A 16,108-nucleotide genomic window follows, 5' to 3' on the forward strand; every position below is an offset into this window, starting at 1 on the left:
AACAATATTCAAAAAAAATTGTATTTTTACTACAGATAAAATGGTCCAAACTCAAAGGAATATGCAACTAGGTTTTAAGAAATATATATTAGAGGATAGTACTTATAAAGGTGGTGGTAAGAAAATTGTAATGCCAGATGGTATTACAGTACACAAGCTTTCATCAAATGAAAATCCGTTAGGGTACTCGCCAAAAGTAAAAGAAGCATTGGCAAATGCGTTAGATGATTTGAGTTTCTATCCAGATAATACAGATGTAAGGTTACGTGAAGCTTTGGTAAAAGACTTTGACGGAGCTTTGGTTGCTGACAATTTTATTACTGCTAATAGTGGTTCAGAAATAATAGATATGATATCTAAAGCATTTTTGAACGAAAATGATGAGGTAATTATTAGTCAGCCGTGCTTTTTGCCCTATACTGCTTTTACCCGTTGGATGGGTGCAAAGGCAGTCAATGTACCCATGACCGAGAATTACGACTATAATTTAGATGGTATTCTTGAAGCAATCACAGATAAAACAAAGTTGGTATTTCTTGCATCGCCTAATAACCCATCGGGCAATTATATTCCCATGGCAGACTTAAGAAACTTTATTGAAAAATTACCTGATCATGTAGTGTTGGTTTTAGATGAAGTATACCGACATTTTGCTGAAGCTGAAGATTATACATCGGGCTTACCTTTTGTCGTAGAAGGTAAAAATGTAATAGCGATTAATAGCTTTTCTAAGACATACGGTTTAGCCGGCCTTAGGGTAGGGTATTGCTATGCTCCTTTAGAAATTAGCAGTTATATGCGTAGAATTTGCAAGCCTTTTTTGTTATCTACAATGGCTTTAGAAGGGGCTATAGCTGCATTGGAAGATGTTGATTTTGTGAATAAGACCGTAGCGTTGGTAAAAGAAGAAAGAAGGTTTATTTTGAACGGACTTGATGCTTTACAGATTAAATACTGGCCTGCACAAGGTAATTTTGTGCTAATAGACCCGCCAATCATTGATATGGAGTTTACTTCATTTTTAGAACAACGTGGTATTATGGTGCGCCCTGTAGGTAATTTTGGAGCTCCGGGAAAGGTGAGAATTTCATTTGGGGTAAGAGAAGCAAATAAAGCACTTTTGGCAGCGCTAGAAGTATTGATGAAAAGCCAAGCCACAACAGCATAAAAAATTTTAATATATATGTTGCATAAGCAACAATAAACGAAATAAAAATATAAAACCAGAACTATGTCAACAACAACAGTAGCACAAAACGATCACAAAGAGGCGCAAGACTTTATGCCTATCAACGGTACAGATTATTTAGAGCTTTATGTAAGTAACTCTAAACAAGCGGCACATTATTACAAAACAGCATTCGGTTTTAAATCTTTGGCATATAAAGGTTTGGAGACCGGCAGTAGAGATTTTGAATCTTATGTGGTAGAGCAAGATAAAATTAGGTTGGTATTGACGTCACCGTTAAAAAGTGGTACAGATGTAGGTAGGCATATAGATAAACATGGCGACGGTGTAAAAATTACGGCTCTTTGGGTTGATGATGCTACTTATGCTTATGAAGAGGCTATGAAAAGAGGTGCCAAAAGTTATATGGAACCTGTTGCCGAAGAAGATGAATTTGGTAAAGTAGTGCGTTCAGGTATTTATTCTTACGGTGAAGTAGGTCATATTTTCGTTGAAAGAAAAAACTATAACGGTACATTTTTACCGGGATACCAAAAATGGGAAAGTGATTATCAACCAACTTCTACAGGTTTAAAGTTTGTAGATCACATGGTAGGTAATGTTGAAGAAGGCAGAATGAACTATTGGGTAGATTTTTATGCCAATGTTATGGGCTTTAAGCAAATCATGTCTTTTGACGATAAAGATATTTCTACAGATTATACGGCGTTAATGAGTAAAGTAATGAGTAATGGCAATGGTCGTATTAAATTCCCTATTAATGAGCCGGCACCGGGTATGAAAAAATCTCAGGTAGATGAGTATTTAGAGTTTTATGAGGGTGAAGGAGTACAACATATTGCAGTTGCTACCGATGATATTGTAAAAACAGTATCTGATTTAAAAAGTAGAGGGGTTGAGTTTTTGACGATACCAACAACATACTATGATGTATTGACTGAAAGAGTTGGCGAGATTGATGAAGATATAGACTCTTTGAGAAAGCTAGGTATTTTAGTAGATCGTGATGATGAAGGGTATTTATTGCAAATTTTCACCAAAACGGTACAAGCAAGACCAACAATGTTCTTTGAGATCATTCAACGCAAAGGAGCTACTTCTTTTGGAAAAGGAAATTTCAAAGCTTTGTTTGAAGCTATTGAGCGTGAGCAAGAATTAAGAGGAACTTTATAAGTTCAACAAATTTCTTAAGCATTTAAGAATAGCGTATTTTTAAAAGTAGAGTATTAACTAGATTAACGAACGTATATGCCTATATATCATAAACAGGGAGCGTTGCCACCTAAAAGGCATACGCAATTTAGAAAACCAAATGGCGAATTGTACTCAGAGCAATTGTTCGGTACTATTGGTTTTGACGGTATGTCCTCTTTACTATATCACCATAACAGGCCAACAATGGTTAAGGAGATATTGAAGAGCACTGATGTTTCACCAAAAATTGCCTTAGAGAAGAATATACGTTCGTTAAAACTAGTGAGCTTTAATACGGCACCAAAAGATGATTTTTTAGATGCCCGCGAACCACTTTTGGTCAATAGTGATATAATTATCGGCGTAGCTGCACCACGAAAGTCGTTACGAGAGTATTTTTATAAGAATACAGATGCCGACGAAATGCTGTTCATTCATAAAGGTACAGGTACGCTAAGAACTATTTTTGGGCAAATTAAGTTTGAGTATGGTGATTATCTAATAATACCAAGAGGAACCATTTATCAAATAGATTTTGATGGAGAGGACAATCGTATTTTGTTCGCTGAATCATACTCGCCGATATATACTCCTAAAAGATATAGAAATTGGTTTGGGCAGTTATTGGAGCATTCTCCTTTTTGTGAGCGCGATTATAAGTTGCCAGAGAATTTAGAAACTTTTACCGATACTCATGAGCACTTGATAAAAGTGAAGAAGCAAGGGGTTATACATGATATGGTCTATGTAGGTCATCCTTTTGATGTCGTTGGTTGGGATGGATATAATTTCCCGTACGGATTCTCAATTCACAATTTTGAGCCCATTACTGGTAGAATTCACCAACCGCCACCGGTGCATCAAACTTTTGAAACAAATGCCTTTGTCATCTGTTCTTTTGTACCTAGGTTGTATGATTATCATCCGCAGTCCATACCGGCACCTTACAATCACTCTAACATAGATTCAGATGAAATGCTGTATTATGTAGACGGCGATTTTATGAGCAGAAACGGAGTGCAGCCAGGTAATATTTCATTGCATCCTGCAGGTATACCTCATGGTCCGCATCCAGGAGCTGCAGAAAGAAGTATAGGTCAAAAAGGGTCAGAAGAATTGGCGGTAATGATAGATACTTTTAAGCCATTAATGGTTACTGAAAATGCTTTAAAATTAGATGACGGTGATTATTACAAATCTTGGTTGGATAAATAAAATAATACAAACTTGACAACATTAAATACGTGGGTCCCAGTACCTGAAAAATCAGATTTTTCTATCTATAATCTCCCTTTTGGCATCTTCTCTAAAAATACGGAAGCACCTAAAGCAGGAATTGCCATTGGCGAACAGATTGTAGATTTAGCATTAGTGTCAGAGCTAGGTTTGTTAGATGTAGATGCCGGTTATTTTAAGAAATCTACCTTGAACGATTTTATAGCTTTAGGTAAAGAAATAACGAACAAGGTACGTTTAGATATTCAGAAGTTATTGGTGATAGAGAATTCGCCATTGAAAAATTACCCAGAAGTTTTTGTGCTACAGAAAGATGCTAGAATGCATTTGCCTGTTCACGTAGGTGATTATACAGATTTTTATTCCAGTATAGAACATGCCACCAATGTGGGTAAAATGTTTCGTGATCCAGAGAATGCTTTATTACCAAATTGGAGACATATTCCTGTGGGGTATCATGGTCGTGCATCATCTATTGTGGTGAGTGGCACTGAGATTAGAAGACCAATGGGGCAGGTGAAAACTAATGATATGAAAGCACCGGTTTTTCAAGCATCTAATCGGTTAGATTTTGAATTGGAAATGGGTTTCATAGTTGGTAAGAGTACTGAATTAGGTGAACGTGTTTCAACTAAAGATGCGGCTAATCATATTTTCGGATTAGTGCTGTTCAATGACTGGTCTGCTCGCGATATCCAGAAATGGGAATACGTGCCGTTAGGACCGTTTTTAGGGAAAAGCTTTGCATCATCTATGTCACCGTGGATTGTTACGTTAGAAGCCTTAGAACCATTTAAGATTAAAGGTCCAGAACAAGAACCAGAAGTGCTTTCGTATTTAGAGTACGAGGGAGATAGAAATTATGACATACAATTAGAAGTATCTATGTCTACTTCAACATCAGAAGATATCACCATTAGCAAATCTAATTTCAAATATATGTATTGGAATATGATGCAGCAATTGGCACACCATACCGTAAACGGCTGCAATATCAATGTAGGCGATGTAATGGCATCTGGTACCATTTCAGGAAAAGACGAAAGTTCGTATGGTTCGTTGTTGGAAATCTCTTGGGGAGGTAAAAAGCCGTTTGAATTAAAGGACGGAAGCAAACGTACTTTTATAGAAAACAATGATACGGTAACAATGCGAGGGTTCGCAGAAAAAGAAGGTAAGAGAGTAGGTTTTGGAGAAGTAACGGGAACCATTTTACCAAGTAGATAAAACAACATAATTCACGATATAAGTTTATAACATGTCACATAACGAAGAAATCAATTCTATAGATCCAAATAATATTTCTCAACAAGAATTACATGGGTATTTATTATCTGCCGTAGCACCAAGACCTATTTGTTTTGCTAGTACTGTTGATAAAGATGGGAATGTAAATTTGAGTCCGTTTAGTTATTTTAATCTATTCAGTGTAAATCCGCCAATGATGGTTTTTTCACCTTCTAGAAGAGGTCGTGATAATACCACTAAGCATACATTAGAGAATGTATTAGAGGTAAAGGAAACGGTAATCAATATTGTGAATTATGACATGGTAGAGCAAATGTCATTGTCAAGTACTGAGTATGGCGACGGCGTAAATGAATTTGTAAAAGCAGGTTTTACGCAAGTACCAAGTGATAAGGTTCAGCCGCCAAGAGTAGGTGAGGCACCGGTTGCTTTTGAGTGTGTAGTAGACCGAGTAATTGCATTGGGTGACGGACCGGGAGCTGGTAATTTGGTGCTAGCCAAAGTGGTTCAGATTCACGTAAAGAAAGCCTTTTTAGATGCGGAAGGAAAATTAGATACTCCTAAGTTAGATCTAGTAGCTCGTATGGGGGGAAATTGGTATTGTAGGGCTAATGGCGATGCTTTATTTGAAATCCCTAAACCAATCCGTACAAAGGGCATCGGTGTAGATATGTTACCGGAAGCGGTACAGAACAGTACGGTGTTAACAGGTAACAATTTAGGTAGGTTAGGTAATTTGGAACAACTGCCAACCAAAGAAGCTATAGTTGCGATTGCAGAACACGCTGAGGTAAGATCAATTTTAAATGGAGATGAAAGTGTTACCGCTTTACATAAACTAGCGCAACAGTGGTTGGCAGATGGTAAAACGGAAGATGCCTTGGCATTGCTACATTTGGGGGTTTAGCATTACTCCGCTTTCTCATAAGCCTCCTTCAACCAATCGGTCAGTTCCTCATCAACCTGCCTAATATCTGTAAGTTGTACTCGGTGTGTACACATACTTCCAAAAGGTCCGGAAGATTCTAGTCGGTCTGTGGTTGATTTATCTTTTATTTTAAGTCCTAAGTCTATTCTAGTTTTGGTAGCGGGTTTGATTAAAGCGAATTGCTTTTTGCGAATAACGCTTACAGTGGTTTTCTTTGGGGTAACGGTAACATCATCGCCAAATGTCGTCACTACCTTTAAAAGGGCTTCGTAAATTGGGATTAGGTTTTCCTTGCCTTTATATTGTTGATTGACCAAATCTGTAGGTGAATTGTTTTCTTCTTTGGATAAGGTGACTATGGTATTTGCAAACCCATGAGTAACACCATGTTCTTTCTTTAAATAATTGACACCTTCTAAATGTTTAGTAAAAGATTTTGTTTTCAGAATTGATTTCCATTCACTTAAAGACTTGCCGGTTTTCTCTGGCATATTATCAATCATGGTTTGTAGTGCCTTTTCCATTTTCTTAGGTTTGGTTGAACACATCAATTTACAAAAATTAAAATCATCCTTCTATTCCTTTTAATACATCCGCAGAAAAACAAGAATTACGTCTTATCATTATGAATCTTTCAATAAAATACGTTCCAACTTTAATATGAATAATAATTTTAGGAATAATGGCTGGTAATCTCTAATTGCTAATATTAGTTGTTATATTAGGTAATACCGAAATTCCACAACCACATGGCATTAAAAGTTGCGATCAAACACAAGACAAAATATATTTATGATAGAAGTATAAATCTATCTCCTCACATATTTAGGTTAAGACCTGCGCCACATAGTAGAACACCTATCGAAGCATATTCTATAAAAATTAAACCTGAGAATCATTTTTTCAATTGGCAACAAGATCCTTTTGGAAATTATATGGCAAGAATTGTATTTCCAGATAAGACCACAGAGCTTTCTGTAGATGTAGAAATCATTGCCGATTTAAAGACAATAAATCCGTTCGATTTTTTCGTGGAAGAATCTTGTGAGGAATTTCCTTTCAAGTATTCAGAAGAAGCAAAGAAAGAACTTTTACCTTATTTGGAGAAGGTTGAAAGTGGTCCATTATTAAAAAAATGGGTAGATGATATAGACTTGACTCCGAAACGAAGCATTGATTTTTTAATCGGTCTCAACAGTAAGTTATACAATCACTTAGATTATACGTTGCGTATGGAACCTGGTGTGCAGACCTGTGAAGAAACCTTAGAAGCCAAATTAGGGTCTTGTAGGGATTTTGCTTGGTTATTGGTGCAGACACTTCGTCATTTAGGATTGGCGGCACGTTTTGTATCGGGTTATTTGGTACAATTGAAGTCGGATGAAAAGTCATTGGATGGTCCTTCTGGTCCAGAAGAAGATTTTACAGATTTACACGCATGGGCAGAAGTGTATTTGCCAGGTGCCGGTTGGATTGGTTTAGACGCCACATCAGGACTTTTTACCGGCGAGGGGCATATTCCGCTTGCATGTACGCCATCATATGAGAGTGCTGCTCCGGTAAGTGGTTATAGTGATTTTGCAGAAACGACTTTTGAATTTGAAAATTCGGTTACTCGAATATTTGAATCGCCTCGTGTTACCAAACCATATACAGAAGAACAGTGGAACGCTATTTACAATCTTGGTTTTAAAGTAGAAGAAGAATTACAGGCTAATGATGTGCGATTAACCATGGGTGGTGAACCTACTTTTGTTTCTATAGACGATATGGAATCTGAAGAGTGGAATACCGCAGCAGATGGTCAGCACAAAAGAGAATTGGCGAGTAAGCTATCTACAAGATTGTTAGAAGTTTTTGGTAAAGGCGGAGTTCTGCATCACGCTCAAGGTAAATGGTACCCGGGTGAGGCTTTACCTCGTTGGTTGATCGGTATTCACTGGAGAAAAGATGGAAAACCAATTTGGAACGATCCAAGCTTATTGGCATCTTTTTCTGAGGAATATAAAATGCCAAGGAATATTACCAAACGATTTTTAAAGACTTTAGGTGGGTATTTAGGTTGTAAGACCAATAGTGTAATACCTGCATATGAAGATGCATTTTATTTTTTATGGGAAGAGAGTAAGCTGCCCGTAGACGTAGATCCTAAAAAATATAATAAGGACGATAGCCACCTACGTAGAAAACTAGGTGAGATATTGGAAAAAGGCATTGGTGAAGCGGTAGGTCATGTATATCCGCTGACCAAAAAGAATAATAAATGGCTAACCAATAAGTGGAAGTTCAGAAATAAACACTTGTTGTTGACACCTGGTAATTCTGCAATTGGTTTAAGGTTACCTTTGGCGGCTCTGCCAAAAGATCCACCAATACCGTCAGAACCTACGGCAGAAGTAGAGTTGTTTGAAAATACACCGGACTTACCAAATTCGAGCGATGCTTTAGAAAAAAGGCTTAAGCTAAAATCATCATCTCATCCAAGAAAACACCCTTATGTAAGAACAGCTATTTGTGCAGAAGTACGTGAAAGTAAATTGTTCTTATACTTACCGCCACTAGATAGTGCTGAAGACTTTTTAGATTTGGTAGCAAGTATAGAAGCCACTGCAAAAGAATTGAAGGTTCCGGTAGTTTTAGAGGGCTATGAACCACCAAGAGATAACAGGTTAGAAGTATTAAAGGTAACTCCAGATCCGGGGGTGATAGAGGTAAATGTACATCCGGCGAAAAACTGGCAAGAACTTACCGATAATACGTTGACATTATATGCCGAAGCAAAACAAGCACGTTTAGGTACGGAAAAATTTATGTTAGATGGCAAACACACCGGTACCGGTGGTGGTAACCATGTAACTTTGGGTGGTGTAACACCTGCCGATAGTCCGCTGTTACGTAATCCGCAGTTGTTACGAAGTCTTTTGACCTTCTGGCAACATCATCCTGGATTGTCATATTTATTTTCAGGAGCGTTTATTGGTCCAACTAGTCAAGCACCACGTGTAGATGAGGCAAGATTGGAAAATCTGTATGAACTTGAAATCGCTTTTTCTCAAATACCCGATGATAAGGAAGTCCCTTTTTGGATTACGGATAGGTTGTTTAGACACTTGTTGACAGATATTACCGGCAATACCCATAGGGCAGAATTCTGTATAGATAAATTGTATTCGCCAGATTCATCTTCTGGGCGCTTAGGTATTTTAGAGCTACGTGCTTTTGATATGCCGCCCCATGCGCAAATGAGTTTAATGCAAATGTTATTGGTGCGTACCCTAGTGTCATGGTTTTGGAAAAAACCGTACAAGCACAAGTTGGTACGTTGGGGCACAGAATTACACGATAAATTTTTGTTAGAGCATTATGTAAAAGAAGATATCAAGGATATTGTAGAACAGTTGAACGAAGCAGGATATCCTTTTAAATTAGACTGGTTTGATCCATTTTTTGAATTCCGTTTTCCTCTTTATGGTATGGTAGATGTTAACTCCATTCAGATGGAACTGCGCATGGCCATAGAACCTTGGAATGTGCTTGGAGAAGAAATGACGGGCGGCGGTACATCACGTTATGTAGATTCTTCTTTAGAACGTGTACAGGTTAAAGTCAATAATTTCAATAACAAACGTTACACATTAACCTGTAACGGTGTAAAAATTGAATTAAGCGCTACCGGTACAAAAGGGGAATATGTAGCAGGAGTTCGTTTTAAAGCTTGGGAGCCGTGGTCTGCATTGCACCCAACAATTGGTGTAGATACGCCGTTGGTTTTTGATATTGTTGATGATTGGAACGATAAGTCAATTGGTGGTTGCACCTATTTTGTGGCACACCCAGGTGGTAGATCTTATGATACCTATCCAGTAAATAGTTTAGAGGCAGAATCAAGAAGAATCAATAGATTTTGGGATATTGGTATGACACAAGATGAGGTTACTCCTACAGAATTGGTCGCTTCAACAAATTTTACGGGTAGAATGGTAGAACCTAAGAAAGGTTCAAATACATTTGCATACAAAGAGATGCCTGTAAATCCTGAATATCCACATGTGACGGATTTACGTAAGAAGTAAATGAAGAGGTAATGCCAACAACAAAAACAAACTGGTTCAATAATTATAGTACCCAACGCGGCAATGATGAAATGTATGCGTTGAACAATGGTATGAAACCCTATTGGACAAAATTATTAAAGGGTTTTGATTCTTTGGGAGTCACCGGTATAAATGCTAGGCAAAAAGATATTGACTGGTTATTGTCAGAAAATGGAGTAACCTATAATGTATACAATGACCCTAAGGGAATGCATAGGCCATGGAATTTGAATGTAATTCCTTTTATGTTGCACCAAGATGAATGGACAAAAGTTGAAGAGGGATTAAAACAAAGGGCAGAACTGCTAAATTTGGTTTTAAAAGATGTCTATGGTGAGCGAAAACTTATTAAAAATGGAATAGTTCCTTTTGAAGTAATTTATGGTCATCGCGGTTTTCTAAGACAATGTTCAGATATGGAGCTTCAGTTAGAGAAATATTTGTCCATATATGCAGCAGATCTTTGCCGTGGTACAGATGGGCGATTATGGGTTGTAAATGACCGTACAGAAGCACCATCTGGTATGGGTTATGCATTAGAGAACAGATCAACAACAAGTAGGATTTTACCGGATATGTATGCCGATATGAAGGTTAAGCGCTTGTCAGGTTTTTTCCAAGAGTTCAATCAAATGCTTATTGATGCCGCACCTGGTAAAAAAGAAAATCCGAATATTGTTATTCTTACGCCCGGCTCTCATAACGAAACCTATTTTGAACATGCCTATATGGCTTCATTTTTAGGTTATCCTTTGGTACAAGGAAATGATTTGGTGGTGAGAGATGGCTTTCTTTGGATGAAATCGTTACAAGGTTTAAAACAGATAGATGTTGTATTACGTAGGGTAGACGATGCTTTTACAGATCCTTTGGAACTGCGTGAAGATTCACATTTAGGTGTAGCGGGATTATTGGATGTCGTAAGAAGAAAAAATGTCGCCGTTATTAACCCTATAGGAAGCGGTGTTATAGAAAACCCTGGTTTAATACCCTTTATGCCAGCAATTGCCAAGTATTTCATGGATGAGGACTTGAAACTACCGCAAATAGCATCTTGGTGGTGTGGGCAAGAGAAAGAAAGGAATTATGTACTTAAGAATATATCAAAATTAGTAATCAAAAGAATAGACCGCACCAATAGGGAGAGTATCTATTTTGGTGAACAAATGAGTGAAGAAGAACTAGATGATCTTATAAAAGTTATTCTAGAACGCCCGTATAGATTTGTAGCCCAAGAACGGATCAATTTTTCTACGGCACCTAATTTTAGCGAAAAAGAATTAGAACCTAGAAATGTGGTGGCCAGAGCATTTTGCATTGCTTCAAAAGAACAATATGCAGTAATGCCGGGAGGTTTGGTAAGGGTAGCTCCAGATGGTGAAACGGTAAGGGTATCTAACCAAAGGGGCGGTACAAGTAAAGATTTTTGGATTTTAGATGATGCTAATCTAAAAGAAGATAAAAATAGAAATTGGCAACAAAAGTCATCTATAGCTATTTCTGGTCTGGACGATTTACCTAGTCTAACGGCAGAGAATTTATATTGGGCGGGCCGTTATGTTGGTCGTACCCTGGTTAACGCAAGATTTTTGCGAACCGTAATGCGCCAAATGGCCATAGATCAAAAAAGGGCGGAAAAACCAGATTCGGAAAAGCTCACGGTACTGTTCAAAGCTGTTACACAACTAACAGGTACATACCCAGGATTCATAGGTAAGGATGAAGACGGTAAGTTGGCAATGGACAATCCGTATGAAGAAATGTTATCGGTTATTCTAGATAAAAATAGAATAGGTAGTCTGGCACATACAATAAGTATGTTCAGTAATTCTTACTACTCCATTCGTAATCTTTGGTCTTCTGATATGTGGCGTGTGTTTGAAAATATTCAGCAAATTTGGACTTCACTTGTAGACGGTGAAGATCATTCCATAAATAAAATACTTAAGGTTTTAAATCAATTAATTACTCGCTTAATAGCTTTTATGGGGTTAATTGAAGAAAGTATCATGGTACAGCAAGGTTTGTTGCTATACTTTATTGGTTTACAATTAGAGCAAAGTACTTTGAACATTACAAAATGTAGGGCATTGTTGACTATAAAGTATGATGAGCAAGTAGAGTACGATCTGTTAGAGTATTTATTGACCAGTCATGAAAGTTTAAATATATATAGGTACAGTTACCGTTCTCATATAGAGTTGGCACATGTGTTAGATTTAGTGGTTTTTGATCTTGATTATGCCCGTTCATTAACTTTTATGATCAACCGTATTCAGAAAGATATAGCACGGTTACCGCATTCAAAATATGACCACCAATTAAACAATTACCAAAAATATATTTTTGAGGCGTTCTCTAAGTTAAGGTTGGCAGAGTCTACAAAATTGGCACAAACCAATTCTGAAACAGATTTTAAACGAGGAGAATTGGATACGCTATTAAATGAGCTTTCAGATTTGTTGTACAAAGCATCACAATCCATCTCAAATACTTATTTCAATCATACAGACAAACAGACCCAATTGTTTACACAGTCTTTTCCTATTTGATTATGATATTCAACGTTACACATATTACAAAGTACGATTATAATGCCCCGGTCAGCTATTGTCATAATATAGCAACATTGCGTCCTAGGGAATCTAAAGGGCAAGAGTTGATATTATATAGTATTGATATCTCACCAGAACCTGCAGAAATAAGTGAGCGCAAAGACTTCTTCGGAAATTATATCACTCGTTTTTCTATACAGACAGAGCATAAGACTTTGAAGGTTACCACTAAGAGTAAGATCAATAGAGAATATGCAAAGTTTCATGAATCGTTCAATAGCGATGCTTGTAAAAGCATTACCATGAACGATGCGCTCGCGGCATTGAACGGCATGCACCCAGAGATACTTGAGGCAAAGCAATATGTATTAGAATCTATTTTTATTAAAAGAACGGATAAGGCAATTCGTGATTATGCCGAATTATCCTTTAAAGGAGATAGATCTGTTTTTGAAGCAGCCTATGAATTAATGCAACGTATTTATACCGATTTTGATTTTGATTCAGAATTCTCAACGATTTCAACGCCAATAGAAGAGGTAATGAAAGAGAAGAAGGGCGTATGTCAAGATTTTGCTCAGATTGCTATAGCTTGTATACGTTCCGTTGGGTTACCAGCTAGATATATTAGTGGGTACATAGAAACCTTGCCGGCGCCCGGTAAAGAGAAGTTAGTAGGTGCAGATGCATCTCACGCTTGGTTTGCTATTTATATACCAGGTTTTGGATGGGTAGACTTTGATCCAACAAATAATCAAATACCAAAAGACCAACATATTGTTGTGGGTTGGGGTAGAGATTATTATGATGTGCCTCCTTTAAAAGGAGTCGTGTATGGTAGTGGTCAGAGTAAACTGAATGTTGCGGTTGATATTGCTGCGGTGGTTTAAAAGGAACCTATGGCTTAGATTATAAATAGGCCATTCCCACCAAATCGGTTAGTTCCCCCGAAATACCTCATCAGTAGGATGGCCATAGCATTTATGTTATAATTTTTGACTAGTGTTTATACTTATTTTTAAGTACGGCAAACCTAATACCATTTTAAAGAATATGATTACGGTTTTCCGTAACGGTGGCTACTATATTTAAATTAGACCTAAATCTTTTACAATTGCTACAAGGTGAATTGCATTATTGGCATTAAATTGAATGCGTAGTTTGTTTAAACGCTTTTCAATAGAACTAAGGCTTGCAGGTGAAATATTCTCTTTTCTATATAAAGCGCTTATTTCATCTTGAGATAAACCTTTGCTAAGATTATCTAATAATGAAATATCATAATCATCTATTTCAAGTTCGTTTTCACTACTGAATGCATTAGAAACTTCTGGCGATAAGTATTTTTCATCATTAGCTATCTCACTTATTGCCGTAGTAAGGTTTTTAAGTCCGGTTCTACTCTTACAAACATATGCATCTATATGATGTTGATTGAAGAGCGTACGTACCGCCTGTAGTCGGTCTTCGACCGAGTAAACAATTACCTTTAAATTAGGAAATTCAGATTTTAACTTGGCAACCAACGAGTGCCCAGATGGGTAGGTTTGAAATCTGTGGTCTACTTTGAATGACAGATCGGATATCACCAGATCAAATGGTATATTATCAAGATCAGCTCTCTTAATTTTTAGGTACGCATCATCACAATACTGTACTTGATCTATTTGTATAACTCCCAATTCGGTCAGTAAAGAAAACACACCTTTGTTAATGTCTTCCATATCCTCCGCAACTAAAACTTTTTTGAACATGCCTTAAATTATTATTGATGCCTTAAAGCCATCACCTTGCTTAGATTCAAAATTAATAGTTCCATTTATAGAAGCGATACGGGATTCCGTATGTTGTAGCCCATTTTTTTTAAAAAGATCACATCCAACGCCATTATCCTTATAATTTATAATCATTTTAGACCCCTCTTTTTTAAAAACTAGAGTAACGAAAGTTGCTTGGCTATGTTTTCGCATATTGGTCATGAGTTCTTGCAATACCCTGTAAATAGTAGTCTTTTTGAGTTCAGGAACGGTATTCCATGGCATTTTTGAAAGGTTTCGGGTAATTACTTTTACTTGATCGTTCTTATACCCTAGTAGTAAATCATTTAATTGTAGCCCAAAATCTTCACTAAGATCAATTGCACTATTTTCTCTAGAAATATCTCGTGTTTTGGTGTAAATTTTTTCCATTTCGTCCAAAATAGCATTGTTGGCACCTAAATTGTTCTCAAGAGAAGTCATCACTTTGTACATATCATTCGCTACTTCATCATGCACTTTTTTAGCAATTCTAGTTTCTGTTTTATAGATTTCTTCAATTTTGGCTTTTCGGTATCTATTTCTATAAATAAAATAAGAGCCTATTAAAATTAGAAAAATTATAAATGCCAGTGCCTGGTAAGCTAGTCGCTTACGAGATTCAATTTCCTGAAGAAGAATACTAGCTTGTGTTTTCTTTTGTTCTTCGGCAACATTGTATTTTAAAAACGCATTTTTATTTTCTGCAATTTGTTTGGCATTAGCTATACTGTCAGTTAGTTTTTTGTATTCATGAATTAATGGATTTTTGTCCATTTTCATTAGGGTAGAAATTGCATCTAATTTAAAGGAGCTACTATTTATTTTATCTGATAATTCTAACGCCTTTTTAGCATATGTAGCAGCCTTAATAGTATCGTTTCTATCTAAATAATACTCGGCTAAGTGGGTGTTACTTGCATGTAGACCAATGAAATCATTATTTTCTTCACGCAATACTAAGGCATCTTTTAAATTTTGTAGCGCTTCGGGTAAATTCAATTTAGATTGTACATGTCCCAAATTATCAACTACTAACGTATATTCATAAGGTTTGAGTTGCGATTTCTTTGTAGTTAAAAATGTGTATATCTCAAACGCCTTATTATAATTTAATTCATCTTTGTAGATATTGGCCTTATTATTAAGAATGACAACACTGTCCTTTAATTTATTGGCTATTTCTAGAGCTTTATCAAAAGTTTTTATAGCTTCAGTAGGGTTTTTTGACGTTCGGTAAATTCGCCCCAGTTGATTGTACAGACCAACTCTAGAATTAATTAAAGTGTCTTTTGTGGCCATTGCTTCAATTAAGTTTAAAGCTTCTACAACATGGTCTTCACTACTAAAATTATTTCCAATTTTAAATTCAGCTATAGATAAAAGTCTTAGGTCATAAATAGCATTTAGAGTATCATTTAGGTCTAAGTCTATTTCTTTTTTTTTGGTGTAGTAATGAATGGCAGAAGGTAGGTCTTGAGGCTCTGCGGGTTCTATTATCGCTTTTCTGTATATAAAGGAACTATCGGTAGGTGTTTGTGCATTTAATTTTGATGAAGAGCAAAAAATAAAAATAGCACAGGTTAAAAGACTTAGAAAAACTGAAAATTTATGGTATTTCATTCCTCTAATGTATAAACATTTTATGTATTTGTTTTTTCATTTGAATCTTGACATCATATAACCGTATACAAATATTATAAGATAAATTGTATTTGCCTTATAGCTAATTGTTTAGTTCATTATGTTATGGTTTTGTAATTATTTCAAAGAGGTATTACATAAATGCCAAAACAAAAAGAGCACCAAACTTCAGCGTTATGCTAAAGTTTAAATGCCCTTTTCCAACTAACAACTTAAATATGCAC

11 protein-coding genes are annotated in these 16,108 nt (G+C 36.4%); 8 read left to right on the plus strand and 3 right to left on the minus strand.

The features are described 5' to 3' along the window. The first annotated feature begins 61 nt into the window (after window positions 1-61). The 5 genes from PXD56_RS12805 to PXD56_RS12825 all read left to right on the plus strand — a co-directional run bounded on the left by PXD56_RS12805 (window position 62) and on the right by PXD56_RS12825 (window position 5,774). On the plus strand, window positions 62-1,168 hold the full coding sequence (locus tag PXD56_RS12805; RefSeq protein ID WP_276493736.1) for a pyridoxal phosphate-dependent aminotransferase: 1,107 nt from the start codon (window positions 62-64) through the stop codon (window positions 1,166-1,168). Window positions 1,169-1,231: 63 nt separating this feature from the next. After that, window positions 1,232-2,362 (plus strand): 4-hydroxyphenylpyruvate dioxygenase, encoded by a 1,131-nt coding sequence (gene hppD / locus PXD56_RS12810; protein ID WP_276493737.1) that lies wholly within the window; start codon window positions 1,232-1,234, stop codon window positions 2,360-2,362. Between the two features lie 75 nt (window positions 2,363-2,437). Next, window positions 2,438-3,598 (plus strand): homogentisate 1,2-dioxygenase, encoded by a 1,161-nt coding sequence (locus PXD56_RS12815; protein ID WP_276493738.1) that lies wholly within the window; start codon window positions 2,438-2,440, stop codon window positions 3,596-3,598. A gap of 12 nt (window positions 3,599-3,610) precedes the next feature. Then, window positions 3,611-4,846 (plus strand): fumarylacetoacetase, encoded by a 1,236-nt coding sequence (gene fahA / locus PXD56_RS12820; RefSeq protein ID WP_276493739.1) that lies wholly within the window; start codon window positions 3,611-3,613, stop codon window positions 4,844-4,846. 31 nt (window positions 4,847-4,877) lie between these two features. Then, the gene (locus tag PXD56_RS12825; RefSeq protein WP_276493740.1) at window positions 4,878-5,774 is read left to right on the plus strand and encodes a flavin reductase family protein; all 897 of its coding nucleotides are present in this window, start codon (window positions 4,878-4,880) and stop codon (window positions 5,772-5,774) included. A gap of 2 nt (window positions 5,775-5,776) precedes the next feature. On the opposite strand, the gene PXD56_RS12830 is transcribed toward PXD56_RS12825, so the two are convergent. Beyond that, window positions 5,777-6,319, minus strand: a complete 543-nt coding sequence (locus PXD56_RS12830; RefSeq protein WP_276493741.1) for a DUF4287 domain-containing protein — start codon at window positions 6,317-6,319, stop codon at window positions 5,777-5,779. Window positions 6,320-6,544: 225 nt separating this feature from the next. Between PXD56_RS12830 and PXD56_RS12835 the strand changes: the two genes are divergently transcribed. The 3 genes from PXD56_RS12835 to PXD56_RS12845 are packed head-to-tail and all read left to right on the plus strand — an operon-like array spanning window position 6,545 to window position 13,334. Further along, the gene (locus PXD56_RS12835) at window positions 6,545-9,868 is read left to right on the plus strand and encodes a transglutaminase family protein (protein ID WP_276493742.1); all 3,324 of its coding nucleotides are present in this window, start codon (window positions 6,545-6,547) and stop codon (window positions 9,866-9,868) included. 11 nt (window positions 9,869-9,879) lie between these two features. Continuing rightward, window positions 9,880-12,441 (plus strand): circularly permuted type 2 ATP-grasp protein, encoded by a 2,562-nt coding sequence (locus PXD56_RS12840; protein WP_276493743.1) that lies wholly within the window; start codon window positions 9,880-9,882, stop codon window positions 12,439-12,441. Window positions 12,442-12,443: 2 nt separating this feature from the next. Then, window positions 12,444-13,334 (plus strand): transglutaminase family protein, encoded by an 891-nt coding sequence (locus PXD56_RS12845; RefSeq protein WP_276493744.1) that lies wholly within the window; start codon window positions 12,444-12,446, stop codon window positions 13,332-13,334. Window positions 13,335-13,532: 198 nt separating this feature from the next. Here the strand turns inward: PXD56_RS12845 and PXD56_RS12850 are convergent, their stop codons facing one another. Continuing rightward, window positions 13,533-14,198 carry a response regulator gene (locus tag PXD56_RS12850; protein ID WP_276493745.1) on the minus strand — a complete coding sequence of 222 codons (666 nt, stop codon included), beginning with the start codon at window positions 14,196-14,198 and terminating at the stop codon, window positions 13,533-13,535. Window positions 14,199-14,201: 3 nt separating this feature from the next. Beyond that, entirely contained in the window at window positions 14,202-15,863 is a 1,662-nt protein-coding gene (locus PXD56_RS12855) for a tetratricopeptide repeat-containing sensor histidine kinase (protein ID WP_276493746.1), read from the minus strand. Between the last annotated feature and the right edge of the window lie 245 nt (window positions 15,864-16,108).

It is taken from the genome of Maribacter zhoushanensis, from assembly GCF_029350975.1.
Lineage (GTDB): Bacteria > Bacteroidota > Bacteroidia > Flavobacteriales > Flavobacteriaceae > Maribacter > Maribacter zhoushanensis.